General features: G+C 40.8%; 13 protein-coding genes (2 of these 13 only partly in view). 5 read left to right on the top strand and 8 right to left on the bottom strand.

Annotated elements, in window-relative coordinates; translation table 11 throughout:
• Positions 1 to 975, bottom strand: partial view of a TMEM43 family protein gene (locus FHG67_RS14605; protein WP_004501008.1) — the 5' portion only. The gene continues 129 nt to the left of window position 1, outside the view; 975 of the gene's 1,104 nt are visible here — the first part of the coding sequence; the start codon lies at positions 973 to 975; its stop codon lies beyond the left edge, outside the window.
• Between the two features lie 335 nt (positions 976 to 1,310).
• Here FHG67_RS14605 and FHG67_RS14615 point away from each other — a divergent pair, with 335 nt between their 5' ends.
• A complete protein-coding gene (locus FHG67_RS14615) occupies positions 1,311 to 2,903 on the top strand; it encodes a DUF2079 domain-containing protein (protein ID WP_142499836.1) in 1,593 nt (530 codons plus the stop codon).
• A 189-nt stretch (positions 2,904 to 3,092) separates the two neighbouring features.
• Here the strand turns inward: FHG67_RS14615 and FHG67_RS14620 are convergent, their stop codons facing one another.
• The 4 genes from FHG67_RS14620 to FHG67_RS14640 all read right to left on the bottom strand — a co-directional run bounded on the left by FHG67_RS14620 (position 3,093) and on the right by FHG67_RS14640 (position 11,652).
• Positions 3,093 to 3,980 (bottom strand): tetratricopeptide repeat protein, encoded by an 888-nt coding sequence (locus FHG67_RS14620; protein WP_004500973.1) that lies wholly within the window; start codon positions 3,978 to 3,980, stop codon positions 3,093 to 3,095.
• Between the two features lie 568 nt (positions 3,981 to 4,548).
• On the bottom strand, positions 4,549 to 8,526 hold the full coding sequence (locus FHG67_RS14630; RefSeq protein WP_004503136.1) for a PAS domain S-box protein: 3,978 nt from the start codon (positions 8,524 to 8,526) through the stop codon (positions 4,549 to 4,551).
• A gap of 780 nt (positions 8,527 to 9,306) precedes the next feature.
• The gene (gene sufB, locus FHG67_RS14635) at positions 9,307 to 10,722 is read right to left on the bottom strand and encodes a Fe-S cluster assembly protein SufB (protein WP_002619736.1); all 1,416 of its coding nucleotides are present in this window, start codon (positions 10,720 to 10,722) and stop codon (positions 9,307 to 9,309) included.
• 348 nt (positions 10,723 to 11,070) lie between these two features.
• Positions 11,071 to 11,652, bottom strand: a complete 582-nt coding sequence (locus FHG67_RS14640; RefSeq protein ID WP_002622670.1) for a peroxiredoxin — start codon at positions 11,650 to 11,652, stop codon at positions 11,071 to 11,073.
• A gap of 308 nt (positions 11,653 to 11,960) precedes the next feature.
• On the opposite strand from FHG67_RS14640, the gene FHG67_RS22605 reads away from it, so the two are divergent.
• Positions 11,961 to 12,092: a hypothetical protein gene (locus FHG67_RS22605; protein ID WP_016758863.1), complete on the top strand. Its 132-nt coding sequence runs from the start codon at positions 11,961 to 11,963 to the stop codon at positions 12,090 to 12,092.
• A gap of 53 nt (positions 12,093 to 12,145) precedes the next feature.
• Here the strand turns inward: FHG67_RS22605 and FHG67_RS14645 are convergent, their stop codons facing one another.
• Positions 12,146 to 13,819 (bottom strand): methyl-accepting chemotaxis protein, encoded by a 1,674-nt coding sequence (locus tag FHG67_RS14645; RefSeq protein WP_036075488.1) that lies wholly within the window; start codon positions 13,817 to 13,819, stop codon positions 12,146 to 12,148.
• A 1,463-nt stretch (positions 13,820 to 15,282) separates the two neighbouring features.
• On the opposite strand from FHG67_RS14645, the gene FHG67_RS14655 reads away from it, so the two are divergent.
• Genes FHG67_RS14655 through FHG67_RS14665 form a run of 3 tightly spaced genes read left to right on the top strand, consistent with a single transcriptional unit; the run spans position 15,283 to position 17,329 of the window.
• Entirely contained in the window at positions 15,283 to 15,708 is a 426-nt protein-coding gene (locus FHG67_RS14655; protein WP_004494921.1) for an LIC11213 family lipoprotein, read from the top strand.
• Complete coding sequence (locus FHG67_RS14660) at positions 15,705 to 16,277, top strand: YceI family protein (protein WP_016758860.1); 573 nt, start codon at positions 15,705 to 15,707, stop codon at positions 16,275 to 16,277. Before FHG67_RS14655 ends, FHG67_RS14660 begins: the two co-directional genes overlap by 4 nt.
• Positions 16,274 to 17,329: a DUF5777 family beta-barrel protein gene (locus FHG67_RS14665; RefSeq protein WP_004498792.1), complete on the top strand. Its 1,056-nt coding sequence runs from the start codon at positions 16,274 to 16,276 to the stop codon at positions 17,327 to 17,329. Before FHG67_RS14660 ends, FHG67_RS14665 begins: the two co-directional genes overlap by 4 nt.
• A 607-nt stretch (positions 17,330 to 17,936) precedes the next feature.
• On the opposite strand, the gene FHG67_RS14670 is transcribed toward FHG67_RS14665, so the two are convergent.
• Together FHG67_RS14670 and FHG67_RS14675 are read right to left on the bottom strand one after the other, a co-directional pair.
• The gene (locus tag FHG67_RS14670) at positions 17,937 to 19,433 is read right to left on the bottom strand and encodes an ArnT family glycosyltransferase (RefSeq protein WP_004503156.1); all 1,497 of its coding nucleotides are present in this window, start codon (positions 19,431 to 19,433) and stop codon (positions 17,937 to 17,939) included.
• A 7-nt stretch (positions 19,434 to 19,440) separates the two neighbouring features.
• Positions 19,441 to 20,000 carry the 3' portion of a glycosyltransferase gene (locus tag FHG67_RS14675; protein WP_002617392.1) on the bottom strand. 586 nt of this gene lie beyond the right edge of the window, so the window shows 560 of its 1,146 coding nt (coding positions 587–1,146); its start codon lies beyond the right edge, outside the window — the gene reads right to left on this strand; the stop codon is at positions 19,441 to 19,443.

Genomic DNA, 20,000 nt, shown 5'->3' on the forward strand with positions numbered 1-20,000 from the left:
GATTCCGAGAACGACTTTAATCAATCCCCCTCCCAGATCTCCCACAAAAGGAATAAAGCTCAGAAGAGAAGTTAAAGGCCCAGCCATCAATGTGAAACTAGAAAACATTGCGATAAATCCGATAAATCTTCCAACCCATTTCATCGTATTGTCGTCGGATTTAATATCCGCCATCGTTTCCGCAAAATCTCCCACACTCGCATTCAAAAACTTATTTCCTTCCGCAGAAGTGAAATGTGCCACTCTATTTCCTTTTATATCTCCGATAAAAGTCATGTCTTTTTCTGGAATCGGAGTTACGGAGATTTGCACTCTTTCACAACCTTCTTTTTCAGATTCAGCGCAGGATTTAGAACTGTAAAGATACCCCTCGCTGTAGACGAAGCCGTTGGAAAAAATTTCGTTTTCATTTGCGTCTCTGGAAGAAACCTGAGAAGTAAAATCCACTTCTTCAAGGTTTACGGAATAATTTTTACCGTTCGAAAGAATCGTAGCTCCGGACGCGGAATCGGACTGATCCTTTACGGACTGCCTATGATACGGTTTCGTACGACATCCGGAAAGTTTAAAGCTGGATGGATTTTCAGGTGAAGAAGTCCATTTTAACACGCAGTTTCTAACTTCTTTTTTATTACTTCCGGAGCCCTCTGTCTTTACTTCCTCATCCCAAGCATAAACTTCGGAATTCACGGAATAAGAAATATAAGGACCGCTCTTTACGAATCGTCCGCCGAGAGGATTTGCTTTGAGAGTCCCCGTAACGTACGAAGGCTGATTATCTTTCGCTTGTCCCGCGGGAACCGCGTTTTTCAAAGCGGCGCTCGCCTGTTCGCAAGTCTCCACATTGTAGATAATGATAAACGACACGGGTAATAAAACGATTCCCGTAAGAATACTCTTGAAGGAATTCCCCATCTGGGATAAGAAACCTACACTCTCCGTCGAGGACATTCCGTCCGGACTTTCAAACGCCATTGACTTTCTCCTTTTGTTTTCGATGGAAACTTTGCCACTTTGTTTTCCCCGTAAAAATTGGAACTCGATTTCAGGGAAACGCCGTAAGCTGTAAAAATTTCCAAGAAAATCAAAGGATTGTAAATAACTTTTTGTATATCGATTTGCAAATGCGGAAAATTTCAGTCATACAATCCAAAAACGAACTTTTGTATTATCTTGAGTCGTATTAAAATTGAATCTCTTCGTAAATATTTCAGAATCATTTTCAATGAAACGTACGCGATCAAAAGAGATGCGAACCGTTTTTTTTGGAAGAAATTAAAAATCAAAAATGAATTTTGGATAAAATCCGTATGTCATTATCCGTCCTCTCATTATTGCCCTTTTTTATATTTTATCTTCCGATTCAATATTGGATCGGAAGTAAAGGAATCAGCGGACTCATCTTAACGGGAATTCTTCTCTGCGCTCCGATTCTTTTTCGGATTCAAAAGAGATGGAAAAAAGAATCGTTTCCGCCTTTGATCGTTTCCCCCGGCATTCTCATCTCGTATTGGTCTCTGTTTGTTTTTACGGAAGGAATTTTTTACACAACCACAGCGTTAGACTCCTTTTTCTTAGGCGATTTCGACTATACGGCTCAGACGAGAATGATCGTCCCTACGATCGACGGAAAATTTTTTCAGACTCAATATTACGGTCCGAATGAGAACGCGAACTTTCTATCTCACCACATGACGCCTGGTATCTTACTTTTGACCCCCTTTCCAATTTTGTTCGGATCAGAGCTCGGATTCGGAATCGGGATATTTTTTTTCGCTTCGATCACAATTCCCCTTTTATACTATTATTTAAGAACCTGTTCTGTCTCCAAAGAACTTTCCCTTTGTGCTTCCCTTCTTTGGTCGGGCTCGTCCAGTTTTTATCGATTAAACCATTCGTTGCACTTCGAAGTTTTGGTCCCACTTCTCTGTTTATGCGCGCTTATTGGAATTCAAAGGCAAAAATTTTGGATTACCTCCATAAGCCTATGTTTCTTTTTAGGGATCAAAGAGGACCTTTCCATCTACTTAGCGGCAATCGCAATCTTCCTAATTCCAACCGATAAAAAAAGAAATAAAGAATGGACTTTCGTTTTTATCATATGCATTTTTTATTATTTTTTCATATTCCCAATCTTAAACGAATGGGCAGGAATATCCGCGGAAAGAAATTGGAAGGAATACTGGGGCGCTCAGAATAAAAATCCTATTTCCATCTTTTTAGACTATATTCAAAATCCAGAAAATAGATTCCAATATTGGAAGGGAATCCGGGACTTAAGTCTGGAATGGGGATTCTGGAATCTGACCGGAGGTTGGATCTTATTTCCATTTTTCGGTTTGTATTCCGTATTTCGATTATCGATTCATCCCTGGGTCAGAGATTTGTACAGTTACTACGTTTACCCTCTCATTCCGTTTTTGATTTTATTTCTAAAAACGGGAGCGGTCTGGATTCAAGATCGAATCGACAAATCCAAAACAAAATTTCTATCGTCCGTTTCGAAAGAAAAAAAACTCATTTTCATTTTAATCCTTACCTTTTCCGCTTCGATCCATAGAAACTCCAAAGAATCAGAATATCCGATCGTATTTTCGCCTAAACCGGATCGAACGACCGAGTTAAAAGATATTTTAAAACAAATCCCCGCCGGAAGTTCCGTTTCCGCCGGATTCCACCTTTCCCCTTTTGTCCCTTTAAAAAATCCGGTGTATCCAATCCGAGAAGATAGAGAATGGAAAGAATGGATACTTCTGGATCGAGAGTATAATTCTCCCTACTTAAGTTCAGAGAAAATTTTGGAGCGAATCGACGCGGACGTGCTAAAAGGAAAATTGCGTTGGGTCCGAAAGACGAACCGCTTCGGTCTGTTGCGTTCGAATACAAAGTCCCCCGTGCCTTAAAAACGTATTCTAGTTCGGATTGGGCTTACCACTCGGACACATAAATAGAATATTATGATAGATTTATTTTGAAAATTAGAATATTCCTCTAAAAAGTCAGAGATTTCCCGATTTGACTTAAGTTTTGAGAATCGCCGCACTTTTACAAAATCGAACGCTTATTTTCGAGTATCATTTTCATGTGATCAATCATTTGCAATATTCCGCCAACCGATCCTTGGCGCTCGCATATCCTAAACCCAAAGATTTTCGAAAATCCTTACACGCCAACGGAATCTTCTTTAAGAAAACATACGCAAGACCCCTATTATGAAACGCGACCTCATCGTTCGGATTGAGTTGCAAAACCATCGTATAACTCGCAACCGAATCCGAATATTTTCCCAAACCGTACTGAGCATAAGCCAATTCAAAGAAAGCGTAAACGTTTTTTTTATCTAAATTTACCGCCTTCCAGGCGTCTCTAAAACCCTCGTCGTAATTCTCGTCACGATTTTCACAACGCGCCTTGTGACCGTAAAGTTCCGGGTTATTCTTTTCACCGAGTTCAATCGCTTTCCGAAAATCGTCGACTGCCTGAGCACAATTTTCGAGCATTTCGTTGCCATAACCTTTAGAGAGAAATACGGAAGCCTTATTTGGATCAATCTCCGCAGCTTTTTCGAAATCTTTCACCGCCTCACCGTATTGTTTCAAAGTATATTTTGCCAAGCCTCGATTATAATAACCGGAAGCGTCTCCCGGAACCAATTCCAAATACTTAGAATATTCTTTGATCGCTTTGAGATAATCGCCCTTTTCATTTGTACGATAAGCTCTGTTAAAAATCTCGTTGGGATCTTCTCCGTTATTCGTAGTCGATGCGATCGCATTCGGGTTGGAAGGTTCAGAAGATTCCGAACCCGTTTTGATTTCCCAAATAGCAGCTAAAATTTGACTTAAGATTTCTTGAATCCGGGAAGGTTGTGCGATCGGCTTATTGTTCTTATCCGTATCTTGAAAGTCGGGAAAGAAAATGCTCAGGATACAGATCAAAATTCCTATCATTAAAAAATAACGAAGAACTCTATTAACCATCAGGCAAGAGAAACCAAATTCTTTCAAAATTCAACTTTTTATTGAATGAAAAATTTCCGAAATTCCCATTTTTTCTTTTTTTAACGTGAGTTCGGCCTAAGAAAGTTTGGGCGAATAAGAAACTAAAGTGTTGCTCTCTAACATAACCAACCCCACAAATACTTGGATCCGAAGATAAATCTGTCGGAATTCCGACAAATCCTCTGTGAAACGATCGGCCCCACAACGCGCCCCTTAGGAAGCGTTGTGCCTGAGTTTCCCCTGATTTTTGGGTGGGGGGTGATGAGCGACCCGTAGGGAGCAAATCATTGAGCCTGGAGGCGGGAAGACTCGGGAGATTTTTCTCTATCAGAAAATCATACTTTTTGCAAGTAAAAAGTATGATTCTTGTCGGAACACTTGAAAAATATCAGTTTTTGATCCTTATTATACCAAAAACCTTCTTAATTTGTGAGTGCCTCTACGGATCGCAACATAATAATCGCTTTCGCATTTGTTATACCGAACTCACGTTTTTTTAGAAAGAAAATCAAAAACACCGACAATTATGGAGGCGTACCATAGAATCTCATTCTTTAGGAAGAAATATATGAAATACAGTTTTACCGGATTCAGATTCGAGCTCAATTCTTCCTTGGTGTTTTTTTACGATCCTCCGAGAAATGTCCAAACCCAAGCCGCTTCCTTCTCCCGGACCTTTTGTCGTAAAAAAAGGATCGAAAATTCTTTCCCTCACTTCCCGAGGAATCCCAGGACCGTTATCCTCGATTGAAACCCGGACTTCGTCTTTTCGGTCTTGAATTGAAATTCGAATCTTTCCTTTAAAACGCATCGCTTGCAAAGAATTGTATATTAGATTTGTCCACACTTGAACGAGATCGTCCGGATACGCGGCGATCAGAGGACGAATCGGAAAATCCAACTCCACATCCACCCCGCCTTTGATTTTGTTATGATAGATCGTCAAAACGGTCTCTATGTTTTCCGCAAGATCGATAATAATTTTTCCTCTGTTTTCTTCCGTATCGATATGAGCGTAAGTTTTCAAAGCGTAAACGATTTTAGACGTTCTATCCACGGCCAATCGAATCAGAAGAATATTTCTATAAGCGTGAATTTCCTCCAAAGCAAACTTAATCAAAGAATAAGACTTAGGATTCGAAAACAAGGAAGGAAATTCCTGCAACGCCGAAGAAAGTCCGTTGTCCAAAAGCCGATCCGCGATATCGTGCGCATTTTCATAACCAAACTCGGCCAATTTCGTCTTAATGGAATTCAAAACGATTCTTCTGTTTTCTCTGGAAAGAATACCTTCCTTACTGTCGATTCCTTTTCGAATCAATTCGGAAAGATTATGAATGAACTCGGAGTCCACAGAAGCAAGCTCATAACCCAGCTTTTCCATCTTCTCCGCGGACGAACTCAAATAGGCTTTCAATTCTCCGCTGAACGCCGCGATGGCACCTAACGGATTATTGATTTCGTGCGCAATTCCCGCAACAAGTTGTCCGAGCGCGGCCATCTTTTCGGAAAGGATCAATTGATCCTGCGTTCTTTGCAGATTTTCAAGAGCGTTCGCTAGCTCGGAAGTTCTTATTCTTACCGCCCTTTCCAATTCTTCCTTGGCTTCTTTTCTTTCCGCATTCAATAAAAGTTGTGTGACCTGTTCCGCGACTGTAACTACGAATTGTTTTTCGTATCCTTTCCATCTTCTCAGATTGCCTCTATGTTCGAGACAAATAACTCCTTTGATTTTTCCTCGGAGAAAAAAAGGCGCGTCGAGTAAAGAACTGATTCCGTGCGGAATACTGTAAGTCGCCGCGAGTTCCGCGGTTCGAGGATCGTTGATTACATCCGTCGCGTCTACGAATCGATCCCTTTGGATTGCTTCATAATAATTCGGATAAGAAGACATATCCAATTCCATTCTTTTCATATACGTTTGCTCTTTCCGATCCCAGCCTGCGAAAAGAGTCCAAAGACTCGGATTTTCCTTATGAAAAATCCAAATCGACGCCCGATCGCAGTTCGCCACTTCGGAAACCATTAACGTTATTTTTTTCATACCCGATTCCAAATTTCCGGAAGCAAATTCGGAATCGGTAGCCATTTCCATAAGCGCCTGCGCGTGTAAGGCAATTCTTCTCGTTTGCTCTTCCCTTTCCCTCGAAGCGAGTTTTTGTTGAGTGATGTCTCGTGTGATCGCGATCACGATGGAGGAATCTCCGATTTTAACTCGTCTCGCGGAAAACAAAGTATCCACGACTTCGCCGCTTTTCCTTTTAAATTGGGCTTCGTAGTCCCGGACGATCCCCTCTTCTCTTAAGATCGCAGCCACTTTGACTCTTTCTTTGTCGTCATTCCAAACTCCCAGTTGCATGGGCATCCTACCGACCGCTTCTTCTTTGGAATATTGTAACATTTCCGAAAAGCGTTCGTTCACTTGAATATACTTTTCGTTTTGAAGATCGTTGATCGTGATCGTGTCCGGATTCATTTCAAAGATCATCTCGAAAAGATCCTTGCTCTCCTGCATCCTTGCAAAGTACTCGTTTCTTTCGGACTCCATAATCTTCTTGTCCGTAACATCGACAAGAAGGGAGAGCAGCATCGACTTCCGGTCCAATTGAAAGACTTTGTTTCCGGAAATTACGTGCTTACGAATTCCATTCGAACTTTGAATCGTAACTTCAAGACTTCCGATCCAATCTTTTTCTTCTAATTTTCCCTTGAAGTTCTCACGATCAATCGAAGATTCCCAAATTCCGAGTTCTATAGACGATTTGCCAATAAGCTGCTCTTTTGTGTAGCCGACGAGATCGCAATAGGATTGATTTACCTGGCGATAAATCCCCGTTTCCAAATCGGAAAGCGACACGGCGGCCGGAGTAAGTTGAAAGAGTTTTTCAAAAAGATCCTTACTGAGGCGAAGTTCTTCATCGAGTTTTCTCTTTTCTTCTTCCGACTTTTTCTTTTCACTGATATCCGTCGCAAGAGAAATAACCTGTTTCCTTCCGTTAATTTCGATGATTCTGGCCGAGTACAAGATCGGTATGATTTCTCCGTCCGAAGCGAGATAAACGGACTCATAATTTTTTACTTCTCCCGTTTTGGAAAGCGCCTGATAAACCTCTTCCCTGAAATTCCCGGACTTATCCCAAATATGAATTTCAGGAGTCGTTTTTCCGATCACTTCTTCTCGGGCACGTTTTGCCATTTCCAAGAATCTTTGGTTTACGTCGACGATCGTACGATCCTCCCAATCGGTTAGAACGAGCGCAGAAGGGACTAGTTGAAATAATTTCTGAAAGAGATCCTTGCTTTTTTCAAGCTCCTTTGCAAGATTTTGTAAATCAAGAGCGGATTCCTTTAGCTCGGAAATGTCGTGACCTATCGAGAGAATTTTCTTTTCTCCTTTCGATTCTATATATCTAGAAGAAAATAAAATTGTTTTTATTTTCTTCTCGTATGTTTGAAGTTTGACCTCTAAATTTTGAACGACACCATCCTCGTTCAACTTCTGAAGAATTTTTTCCCGATCGAGCAAATTGTAATAAAGGCTGAGCTCGGCAGGCGTTTTGTTTAAAACCTCTTCTCTCGTTTTGCCCAAATGTTCCAAAAAGAGATCGTTTACGTCCACATACCTTCCATCATCAGCTCTTGCTAATGTGATTGCGGAAGGATTCAAACGAAAGATTTGATCGAGAATTTCCTTCTTCTCTCGAACCTCATCGAGTAACCTTTGCCTTTCTCTTTCCTCTTTGATCCTGTCGGTTATCGGGACCATGACGCTTAAAAACGCGATTTTTCCTTTGTATTCGATTTGTTGCGCGGAAAAAAGTCCCCAAAACTCGATACCCTTAGCAGTTCGAAACGGCGTTTCTATATTATCTACAAAACCCTCACGTCTCACGATCGTGAGAATGTTTTCCTTAACCTCAGGCGAAAACCAAACCCCGAGTTCAGTCATAGTTTTTCCGATCAGTTTATCGGAATCGTATTCGATTTGTTCCGCGAACTTACGGTTCACTTCCAAAAGTTTTCCGGTATCGATTTCGCAAATCGCCATCGGAAAAGGATTCAAAGCGAAAATCCTCTGAAGCGCTTCCCAACTTTCCCTGATCTCGTCGCAAAATTTTTTACGAACTTCTTCGTTTTGCTTTTGTTCCGAGATATCTCTGACAATTCCCCAAATTGCAGTCGGATGTTTAGACTCGTCTCGGATAACGTATGCTTTTACGGAAATTGAGATGATTGTACCGCCTTTACAAGAGTATTCCTTTTCAAACTCCTGGGAATAACCGGAAAAGAAAAGATTGTCTTCAAAATCTTTTCTCTCGGCCGCATTCCAACTTGCAGGGACCAATGATGACCAAAAGTTGTCTTTTCGAAGTTCTTCGAGAGAATAACCTGTTAGAATCTGAAAGGCTGAATTGGCTTCCAAAAAAGAACCGTTCAAATTCGCAATTGCAATTCCATCTCGATTGGTTTCGAAAATCTGCCGAAAAAATTCTGAATTGAGTAGATTGGAATCCAAAGCTTTCATGAGTCGGAATTTAGCAAAGAACGGTTAAATCTTAAAGAGACCTTTGAAAAGGAAAAATCATTTTACTTTAGGATCTTAAATTTTTCGAGTCTTAACGAGAACCTATTTCAAAAAACCGAGGGTTTGATCAAAATTTCGTTTTATGATAAAATATAATTCTTTGGGAATGATTTTAATTAAAAAATCGCTTGTATCAGAACCTGAAAAGAGCTTGCGAGTAGTTTGTATATAAATTCAAACTTTTCGAACATTCGGAAATCGTATGAGTTTCCACATTTGATCAAATCCGCAGAGAGGGCATAACCTCCCCACAAGTACTTGGATCCGAAGATAAATCTGTCGGAATTACGACAAACCCTCTCTGAAACTTAGTTCCCACAACGCGCCCTAAACACCGACCCATAGGAAGGTGTTTACTGAGTTTAGGAAGCGTTGTGCCTGAGTTTCCCTTATTTTTGGGTGGGATGGCGAGCTCTACTGAAGAGCGAGGCGCTGAGTTTGGAGGCGGAAAGGTTCGGGGGATTTTTCTCTATCAGAAAATCATACTTCTTGCAAGTAAAAAGTATCATTCTTGTCGGAACACTTGAAAAATATCAGTTTTTGATCCTTATTATACCAAAAACCTTCTTAATTTGTGGGTAAGATTATGACAGAGAGGCGTTTGCTGAATTCGGCGCTCATCTTCGCTTTGCGAAGAGCCCGCGACTAACTTAACCGCTTCCCATGGGGCGCTCGGTAATGCTCCGCTATCTCGCTCTTTATGAATCCGTTCGATAGATATTAGCTTACTGCGGAATTGTTGTTTTCTTGAATCACGTGGCCGTCTTCGAGAATCATACGGATCAAACGCGTCATTTCTACAGAATATTCCACATTCAAATGTTTCGTCACACCCTCACAAAACCCGTTGATGATCAGAAGTTTTGCGTCATCTTCCGACAAACCTCTGGATTGAAGATAAAAGAGTTGATCTTCGTCGATTCTGGAAACGGTAGCCTCATAATTTAAGGTTCCATTTTGGCCAGAAACGTCATTGTAAGGATAGGCGTGAGACTGAGAACGATCGTCCATCATCAGGCCGTCACATTTCACATGAGAATAAGAATTCTCCGATCCGGAGGTGAATTTAACAAGTCCCCTATAGGAATTGATTCCTCCGTCGAGAGAAACACCTTTTGCTAATATATTACTTCGAGTATTTCTACCGACATGAATGATTCTCGCCCCGGTATCTTGGATTTGTCCGCCTCCCGCAAACGCAAGAGAGAGGACATCTCCCGTGGAATGATCCCCTTGAAGAACAATTCCCGGGTATTTGATCGTATTCGCCCCGATATTCACATCGGTCCAAGTGATATGTCCTCTTTCATGGCATAATCCGCGTTTGACGGTCCAGTTGTACATATTCTTCTTCCAATTTTGGATCGTCGTATAAAAGATCTTCGCGTTTTTATGAGCTATTAGTTCTACGACCGCGGTGTGAAAGTTCGTGCCTTTGTCTTGAACCGAAGAACAACCTTCGGAGTATTCGATCTCCGCGCCTTCGTCCGCGATCAAAAGAGTCCTTTCATACTGGCCCGAAGAAGCCGCAGTCACTTTAAAATATGCTTGAAGAGGCATAGGAGTTTTCACTCCTTTAGGAACATAAGCGAAAGAACCGCCGGAAAAAACACAACTGTTCAAAGCGGAAAACTTATTATCTCCCACACTTACAACCGTTCCGAGGTACTTTCTTACGATATCGGGATATTCACGGACCGCGGTATCTATGTCACAGAAAAGAATCCCCAGTTCGGTTAATTCCTTTTTAACATTAGCGTAAACAGTTTCGGAATCGTTCATCGCTTCGATTCCCGCGAGATACTTGCGTTCGTGTTCCGGAATTCCAAGACGTTCGAAGGATTTGAGAACCTCCGGATCGACTTCGTCCCAAGATTTTTTCTTCTGCTGATTGGAACCTATATAGTGTGTATAAGAATCGATATCCACGTTGAAATTGGGAAAAAATCCCCAAGTCGGCATTGATTTTTGTTCGTAGATTTCAAAGGCTTTGAGACGGAATTCGGTAAGCCAACCGGGTTCATTTTTGATATGAGAAATGGATTCTACTACTTTGCGCGTAAGGCCTTTCGGGAAATTATCAGGACGGTAATAACGATTTTCGTGGACAGATTCTTTTTCCAGGACTTGTTCCATTTTCCATTGCCTCCTGAAGTTAGACATATCTCGCGATCCGTAGAGAGTGAGATTTGAGTTTCTCTCGCGCCCCATAGGAAGCGAGATAGCAAAAAGATAGCGGAGCGTTATCTTTTGCTCCCAACAACGTTGGGAAATCCGAGCCCCCATAAGGAAGCGAGATAGCAAAAAGATAGCAGAGCGTTATCTTTTGCTCCCAACAATGTTGGGAAATCCGAGCGACCTAAACACCGACCCATAGGAAGGTGTTTACTGAGTTTAGGAAGCGAGATTGAGTCCATTAAAGCCTAACTCCAACCCGCTCGATATGTCATCATCCGCAGACTTACATCTGCGGACAGAAAAAAATCAATTCACCGCCGAGAAGTAATCCTTAGATTTTTCCGGATCTGCTTTCATCGTTTTCTTTCCCTCATCCCAGTTTGCCGGGCAAACTTCGCCGTGTTTTTCAACAAATTGGAAAGCTTTGATCAATCGGATCGCTTCGTCAATATTACGTCCCACAGGAAGATCGTTGATAGTAGCCTGACGAATCAGACCGGCTGGATCGATGATAAAAGTTCCTCTTAAAGCCACTCCGCCATCCGTTAGAACATTATAATCCCTGGAAATGGATTTGGTAAGATCCGCAATCAGAGGGTATTTGACGTCTCCGATTCCACCTTCTTTTTTAGGAGTATTTTTCCAAGCTAAATGAGTAAAAGCTGAATCCACGGAAACTCCCAGTATTTCCGCTCCAAGTTTTTTGAATTCCGGAAGTTTGTTGTCGTATTCGATAATCTCAGTCGGACAAACGAAAGTAAAGTCAAGCGGGTAAAAGAATAACACTACCCATTTCCCCTTATAGTCTGAAAGTTTGATTTCCTTGATCTCTTTTCCAAGAACAGCTTCTGCTTTAAAATCCGGCGCTAGGGATGTAACCTGTGGCATTTGATTTCTCCTTTTTAAATTTACTTTGAAACTTAGACACTCCATGATATCTCCCAACCCCTCAGAAGCAAATATTTTTTAGAATGATTCTAATTTTTTTTCAATTCTAAAAAATGAGTTCATAAAACCATTTTGGTAACTAGATAAATCTCTAATTCCAGTGCGTCTAGTAAGTAGCCCTCATGTTCTATAATCAAGAGCTTGATCTTGTCTAAGAAGACATGGAAGATTCTTCGCCTTGCAAAAAAGCAAATGGATAAAAACAAAATTGAAAAAAGCCAAAAACCGCCGTCAATTGCACAAACTCAATGAAAATACAAACCGCGTTCGATCTAGAAAACAAGGTGGCGACGAAACAGAGAATATTCGGGCAACAAGAAATGCGATTTGCGCACGGTCACAAAGCGCCTCTCTATAGAAAGGCGCTTCAAACCAGATAAAGTCCGGGGGTTACTCTCGGAGCTTAAACCCCTATAGCCGAGAAATTGGCTCTTTAGCCTTTTAGAAAGTTCATTGTCTCTTGAAGATTCTTCGCAATCTGCAAAAGACTGATCGCACTTCCGGCAATTTCTTCGGAGTTCGCCGCGCTACTTTGGACCGTAGTGGAAATATTGGAAATCGCGTTCGCCGTTTCCATAATAGCAATCTTTTGTTCTTTAACGGAATTGCGAATGTCCTCCGACTTCGTATCGACTTGGTCGATCCCGGAACGAATTTTTTCCTTTTTCTCCTGCTGGAGTTCCATAATGGCTACGATTTGATTGGAAGATTCCTTCAGATGTTCCAATCCACTCAAAACTTCGGCATAAACTTTCACGGAGTTTTCAACGATCTTTCTACCGGTTTCTATTTCCGCGTTACTTGTTTTAATGAGTTCCTCGATCGTCATCGCGCTAGAATCCGTCTGTTCCGCAAGTCTTGTGATCTCACTCGCCACCACGGCAAACCCTCTGCCGTGTTCTCCGGCCCTCGCCGCTTCGATGGCCGCATTGAGCGCAAGTAAATTCACTTTTTCTGATATTTCTTTGATAATCGCCGTAATGGACTGCATCTCGACCGAACTGCTTTCGATCTTCTCCATGCTTTCGGAAAGATCTCCCATCGTTTTTTTACCGAAATCGGTTTTAAGATACATATCCGAAATTTTTTCCAAAGAATTTTTTACGGCGTCTCCCACCTTGGTGATCATCCCTTCCAGTTCTCTCATTTCTCCATTAAAGGAAGAAATCAGGACATATTGAGATTCCGCGTTTCGATTTACGTATTCCATTCCGGAACTAATCTCTTCCACTGATGCGGAAATTTCTTCAATCGAAGCCGATTCGGATTGTGCGTTCGCAGAAAGATGATCCGCAGAACGGGAAAGCTCTTCAGAGGCAGCGACAAGGTTTTCGGAAAAGTCCATGATCGTGTTGAGCATCTCTTTGAGTTTGATCTGAAACAAACGGAAAGTAATCAGTAAAAGATAAAGTTCGTCTTTTTTCTTCTCGTCTTCTTCAACTTCCACCGGATGAGAAAAATCCGCATTTTTGACCGCACCGCTTACGGTAGTAAGTCCCTTGACCAATTGAATCGAATAAACCACCGCAATCAGAACGATATAAATCAAAGTTATACTGGAAAGGGAAATGAGTAAAATCCAACTAAAAGTGAATTGCTTTTCCGCCTTGATATATATCCTGTCCGTGATTTTCAGTTGCAACTGGATCAGATTTTCAATCTTTTCCGTTACCGGATCGATTCTAGGATACAAACGAGAATCCGCAAAAGATTCTAATTCCTGAAGATTTTTGTTGATCATCAGGTCCCTAGCCTCGGCTACCGCGGCGTTCGAAGCCACAAAAAGAGGGTTTAACTCCCGGATGATGGCTTCCTCTTCGGGAACAAGATAAGTTCCGATGTATGCGCTCCATTCCTCTTGAATTCCGGAAGTCGCCTTATCAAGATTAGCGACCCCTTCCTCCGGTGTAAACGCCCCACTTCTTACCTTGTGAACACAGTCCACAATGAAAATCGCATACAGGTCCGATATCTTCTTCAATTGTTTCAGAGGAATGACCCGATCCTCGTAGATCGTTTCAATGTCCTCGATTCTATCTTTCGTATTGATTAAAGCCAATACGACCAACATCGTGATCGGTATCAGCACAGAACCAAAGAGAAGTATCAGCTTTTTTCGTATTCCCAATCTCTGAATGAATATATATATTGTTTTCATAGAATTTAAAGCGTTTCATCATTGCCTCGATATATACTCAGTCAAGTTTTTTAAAAAGTGAATCATTTTTTAATGATGTAAGTTCACAAAGTAAGCAAACTTTTAGGTAAAGCTATGTCAAATCTTCAAAACTTTAGAGAGATTCTAAAACATAAAGCTTATCCTCGGCATATACAAAGGTATATTTTCGAAGCCGCTGTTCATCCTTCGTATGACGAAATAAATTGAATGAATTACTCATTTTCCTTCATACAATTTATCCCGAAAATTTTCAGCCCGTCGAAACGGCAACACCTCTGTTTTTTGAAACAATCTTTGCTCATCCCTACATAATAGAGTGTCCAAAATTCTGCGTCTAAAAAGCGGATTTGCGCTCAAAATTGGCGGTATCCTATTTTACAGGGATCTTAAATATCGAAATCTTCAAATTTCGTAAAACCTATCTCGTCGCTTTGAGAATTAACTCGAAAAATATCTGTCAAAACTCAAGCAAACCGAGATAAAGAGAGTACCGCCTAATAGAAAAAAACGATGATTTGCCCCAATGAAAACTTAAAACCAAATTTCAAACAATCCTTTACCGAGAACACAATTCGCAACAGGTCAAAATAAAGTCTTCCCAAAATGGGAAACGAGACTCTGAGCAAGTTTTTAAATAAACGTGAGTTCGGTATAACAAAATGCGAAAGCGATCCTATGTTTCGGACCTGAATGCCGATCCATAGAGAGGCATTCGCTGAGTTTAGCCGATCCATAGAGAGGCATTCGCTGAGTTTAGCCGATCCATAGAGAGGCATTCGCTGAGTTTAGCCGATCCATAGAGAGGCATTCGCTGAGTTAACGGCGCCCTTAGAAAGCCGTTTCACTGAGTTTATTAGGCAGCAACATTGAGTTAAAGCGCGGTCGCGGGCCATTTTATCTATGAAATTCGCGAGCTGTTGCGACGACCCATCGGGAGTCGTTGCACTTTAGTTTCTTATTCGCCCAAACTTTCTTACGCCGAACTCACGCTAAATAAAGAGGCCGTATTTATTTTCTCCGGGATGAAAGGACAAAACAAAAGGCTTTTCATTTCTAATATCGCCGTTGAAAGTTTGGCCATTGCATTTGGATAGAATTCCCTTAGATCACGAACTTAATAAACGGACTTTAAACACGACTCTAAGAATCGCGCAAATTCGGAGCGGACCGTTTTGTCTTACTCGCGATTTTTTCGACGAAAACAGACCGTGCACGGTGAAATCGATTCGAGATATTCAAAAAGGGAAAGATTCTAATCTTCTAAAAAACGAACTTTTTTTGAATATTTAAATTCTAAATTTTCCATTTTTGAAACGTAAAGCTCATTATAAGATTGAAATTCAAAACGTTATTCCTATCTATTATAAATTCATTTTTTAAAGGAGAATCTTATGAAAAAAATTCATAAACCGTTCCAGTTTGGAATCTTGGCCCTTTTCCTCTGTTCTATTCTATGGAACTGCCAAAGCGAAAAAAGTTCGGATAAGGAAGATTCCTTAAAACTTTTAGCTTTTCTATTGAACTCGACGACACCTTTGAAAGAACTCGCAAATGCGGACTGCACCGATCCGTCCCCCACATTCTCCACCTTAAACCAAGCAGGAACGGGAAGCTGTTCCACTTGCCACAATACAAACAACGCAAACGCCGGATTCGACGTCACTTCTTACAACTCGGTTCGAAATCGAATAACAATAAACGATCCGAAAAACAGTCTTTTATTTCAAAAAATCAACACCGGTTCGATGAGAGTGAATAATAACGATTCCATCAATAAAGCGGTTTTTTGCTGGATTCTCAAAGGGGCCAGCCCTTGATTTGTAGAAGATTAATATATTCTATTTTTCTAATTTTTTTGTTCGTGCAAATTTCTTTCGTCTACGAACTTGGTTCCGAAAAGAAAATCTCCGAGGAATGGAGCGTAAAGGAAACGGACATTCGTTTCTTAAGCGAGGCTCCTCAGGAGACGATTCGCGGCTCTCTGAAAAAAGCAGAAGGGAGGGCTGATCTGATATCGAAAACGTTTTTCTTTCAAGTCGATCTTAACGACTTAAACGTTCCCAACCGGCTGATGAACCGCCACATGCACGAGAATTATCTGGAAACGGAACGTTTTCCGAATGTAATCTTTCAAGGAAACATTTTGAAATGGGATACGTCTTCCAAAACTGTGACTGTCGAAGGAAATCTCACCCTACACGGAATTACAAAAAAGAACGTTCAAGTTCAGGGTAATTTCGAGGAAAAAGGGAAAGATCTTTTGATTCACGCGAATTTCGAAATTCTACTGAGCGATTTTAAAATCGAAATCCCTAAATTAGTAATTTTGAAACTAAATGAAAAAATCAGAATCGAAACCTCCGTCTCATGGCAATCTAAAATATGAACTTTAGAATCAACTTTTCCTTAATTCCGTTTTTGATTCTGTCGACCTCTTTTTCTTTCGCTCTCTTCGCTCAGGAACAGGGAAGATCTGCGTTTTTGGGAAGTAGCCTCATTCACATGCCAAGCACGGAAGACGTCGGTAAAAGCGGATTGGATTTTCGATTCAATCATCGTTTTGGAAACGCAAAATCCGCTTCCTACGATTTTTTGGGCTTGGATAACGGAGCCAACACGCAGCTCTCTCTCGATTACGGTCTTACCGATCGAATCACCATCGGAATCGCGAGGACTTCGTTCCAAAAAACGTACGAGGCGAGAGGAAAAATTCGACTCATAACTCAAAACTCCAACTTTCCGATTACGGTGAGTTTTTTCGGAGTTTTTGGTCAAGAAACGGAAAAACAAAATACATTCTACGGTCCTTATCTTAAAATTTCGAGCGGTTATCCCACAGTTGATTCCGAAGCGAACAAAAGATTAAATACGTACGAATTGAGCGATTCGGATCGACAAAGTACCTTAACTTCATTTTTGATTTCGAGAAGATTTAGCGATTTCTTTTCTCTCCAACTTTCTCCGATGTTCGTTCATAGAAACTTCGTCAAAGAACATCTTTCCAATGACCGAACCGGATTGGACGTTTCCTTCAGGATCCATCTTTTTAAGCGTCTGGATTTTACGTTCGGGACGATTCTCTCTCCAAAACGCGATTACTTCGGTCACTCTTATTCCGAGGAAAACAGAAAAACAAAGATCAACGGCGCAAAATATTCCGCCTCGGAAATCAACGATCTGATCGCAAACGGCAGAACGTTAGACGCAATTGTAAATAACATTCTTCTTTCCAAACCCGTGGAGTATATGTCCGTCCCTTTGAGTTTCGGCGTAGACTTTGAAACGGGAGGACACGTCTTTCAGTTGTTCGTTACGAATAGCAGATCCATCGCGCACACTCAACTGTTACGGGGAGCCGATTACGATTACTACAAAAAAGAATGGACTTTAGGCTTTAACATCCACCGTTACTTTTCTTTGCAAGGCTCGGATAACTGAGTTTTCGTAATTCTCGCGAAAGAAATGCCTCCACGAAGATAAAAGTTCCTTTATTTAACGTGAGTTCGGCGTTTGAAAGTTTGGGCTAATAAGAAACTAAAGTGTTGCTCTCTAACATAACCAACCCCACAAGTATTGGATCCGAAGATAAATCTGTCGGAATTACGACAGTGAAACTTAGTTCCCACAACGCCCCCTAAACACCGACCCATAGGAAAGTGTTTACTGAGTTTAGGAGGCGTTGTGCCTGAGTTTCCCCTGATTTTTGGGTGATGAGCGACCCGTAGGGAGCAAATCATTGAGCCTGGAGGCGAGAAAAGACTCGGGAGATTTTTCTCTATCAGAAAATCATATTTTTTGCAAGTAAAAAGCCTCATTCTTGTCGGAACACTTGAAAAAGATCAGTTTTTGATCCTTATTATTCCCAAAGCCTTCTTAACTTGTGGGCGCCTCTCTACGGATCGCAACATAATAATCGCTTTCGCATTTGTTATGCCAAACTCACGTTATTTAACAACCTAGTCGGCTCGTTTCTTTTTCGGGTTTAATATGAACCCGTTCGATTGCAAAAAACACGAAACTTTCTTTTCGCCACAATGTTCGGAATTTATCGAAAAGAATAAACCTCGACATACGGAAGCGAGGACTCCAACTTACAAAACCTAGAACCGGAAATACATCCTTTTTCGTCGACCGGTAAGGCGGTTGTCAAAAGTCGAACGATTAGAATCTGACTCGGATCGATTTTGAAAACGTCTTTCGCCAAAAAATCGGAAACTAGTTTTTTTTCGGAAACATACAATATTGTTTTTTCATACATCAAAGACTGTATGTTTTTGGGAATGTTCGTATCCGTGAAAACCAGATATTTTTTATTTTCCGATCGGAAATAATCCATCATGGTTCTTACGTTTTTATCGGAAGTACGTATGAATCGGATCGCATAGAACCATTGTTTAACGGAAAACAACAACGAAATAACGACAAGAATCAACACCCCGTAATAAACGGCAGACTTTTTAAAATCGAGAAAGGATTCCACCAGGATAAGACCAAGCGCAAAAAGTAACGGATACGTTCCGAAAAGATACCTGGGAGAAATATGATCTCCGTGATTCGGCGCAGTTGCCAATATAAGAAAGATCGAAAGTATGGAAACGCCAAGGTACAACAATTCCAAAGACAAAATGTCTTTATACCATCTCTTGTATATCGCGACAAAAATGGAGAAAAAAATTATCAATGCCAAATAAGAAGACTGAAAAAAATATCCTCTTTCTTTACCGAATAACAAATCGTAAATGATATCCGATCTTGAAAGAGCAACGGTCACTGGATTACCCATCGTAAGTATATAACGCAGACCGAGGGGATGACCGTGAATGTAAGTATTCAAAGCCAATAAGGAAGCGAGTATCACTAAAAACACGGGGGCCCAATAAAAAAATATCTGCTTTCGAATCTCCCGTCGTAATAAAAAACTCAAAGCGGATAACGGAAAAATTACAAAGATAAATTCCAAACGAAAATAAAGGGAAAGCCCGAATAAAAGAGAAGAATATATGAAGTTCGTATTTTTTTTCGTCTTTATGGATCGATGATAAAAATAAATTCCCCCGTATAAAAAAAACAAAGCGATGGAATACTCGTGAATGACTAGATTATACGTAAACACAGTCGTCCCGAACAAATACAGATAAACAAAAGAAACGCTAAGCCATCTTCTCCGGGTAAATTCGGAAAATAAAAGATACAGAAAATAGATCGAACCGGAGAAAAATAAAACTTGGATTAAATAAATCCCTAAATTCGACCCGAACAATACCCTACCCACAGAAACGACCAAAGGAAAGTAAGGCGGAAAATCTATATAGTATTGCAAATCATGAATTCCTAAAAAAGGGGCTTGAAAGGGAAGCCATTCCCCCTTGGGATCAAAAGAACTTCCAGAATAATAAAATGAGAAAGTCCGAAAATCAGACTGGATCAGATCCATAACCTGAACCCACATAAAACCGGAGTCGCCGTAGGTTACTTCAAAATCCGTTTTAAACCCGAAAAATAAGATCAAACAACTCAATAAAAACAGCAGATACAACTTCATAAATATACTAAGGCTTCTTCCATGTAAAATTGCGATTCAAAAAATAATTAGTCGCGGTAGCAAGTAGGATGCCTACAATATTTCCCACATATGTAAGCCAATAGGGTAAAAAATCAGGATAGTAGATTTGGAAATATCTTACCAGAAAAAACCAGGTTGAAAATTGAATCAAAAAACCCAAAAGACTGATTACATTGAATTTTAAGAATCCGATCGTATTATCCAAAAAGCCGACATTCTTACGATCAGAAAAAGTCCAAACGTTGTTCAAAAGATAATTGGTCAATACGCTCAATTCGAAACCGAAGACGATGGCGCCGGAGGGCAGAGAAATCGCGGATTGAATTTGCTCCGCCACGTTGATCGCCAAAACGTTGTTATATAAGAATTGTCCCCCCAAATTTACAAAAACGCCCGAAAAGCCGATGATTCCGTACTTGACGAATTCGATCGAGACAAAGGAACCAAATCTAAGTTCGAATAACGCGATTAAATATTGTTGTATTACAGAACTGGAAAGTTTCGTCTCTCCGTGATTTCTCTTCCGGAAGGAATATCCCACTTCGC

This window comes from Leptospira weilii, assembly GCF_006874765.1.
Classification (GTDB): domain Bacteria; phylum Spirochaetota; class Leptospiria; order Leptospirales; family Leptospiraceae; genus Leptospira; species Leptospira weilii.

Coding starts and splice junctions, on each gene's coding strand:
- FHG67_RS14615 (WP_142499836.1), top strand. CDS start 1,311: ATGTCATTATCCGTCCTCTCATTATTGCCCTTTTTTATATTTTATCTT.
- FHG67_RS14620 (WP_004500973.1), bottom strand. CDS start 3,980: ATGGTTAATAGAGTTCTTCGTTATTTTTTAATGATAGGAATTTTGATC.
- FHG67_RS14630 (WP_004503136.1), bottom strand. CDS start 8,526: ATGAAAGCTTTGGATTCCAATCTACTCAATTCAGAATTTTTTCGGCAG.
- sufB (WP_002619736.1), bottom strand. CDS start 10,722: ATGGAACAAGTCCTGGAAAAAGAATCTGTCCACGAAAATCGTTATTAC.
- FHG67_RS14640 (WP_002622670.1), bottom strand. CDS start 11,652: ATGCCACAGGTTACATCCCTAGCGCCGGATTTTAAAGCAGAAGCTGTT.
- FHG67_RS22605 (WP_016758863.1), top strand. CDS start 11,961: ATGAAAATACAAACCGCGTTCGATCTAGAAAACAAGGTGGCGACGAAA.
- FHG67_RS14655 (WP_004494921.1), top strand. CDS start 15,283: ATGAAAAAAATTCATAAACCGTTCCAGTTTGGAATCTTGGCCCTTTTC.
- FHG67_RS14665 (WP_004498792.1), top strand. CDS start 16,274: ATGAACTTTAGAATCAACTTTTCCTTAATTCCGTTTTTGATTCTGTCG.
- FHG67_RS14670 (WP_004503156.1), bottom strand. CDS start 19,433: ATGAAGTTGTATCTGCTGTTTTTATTGAGTTGTTTGATCTTATTTTTC.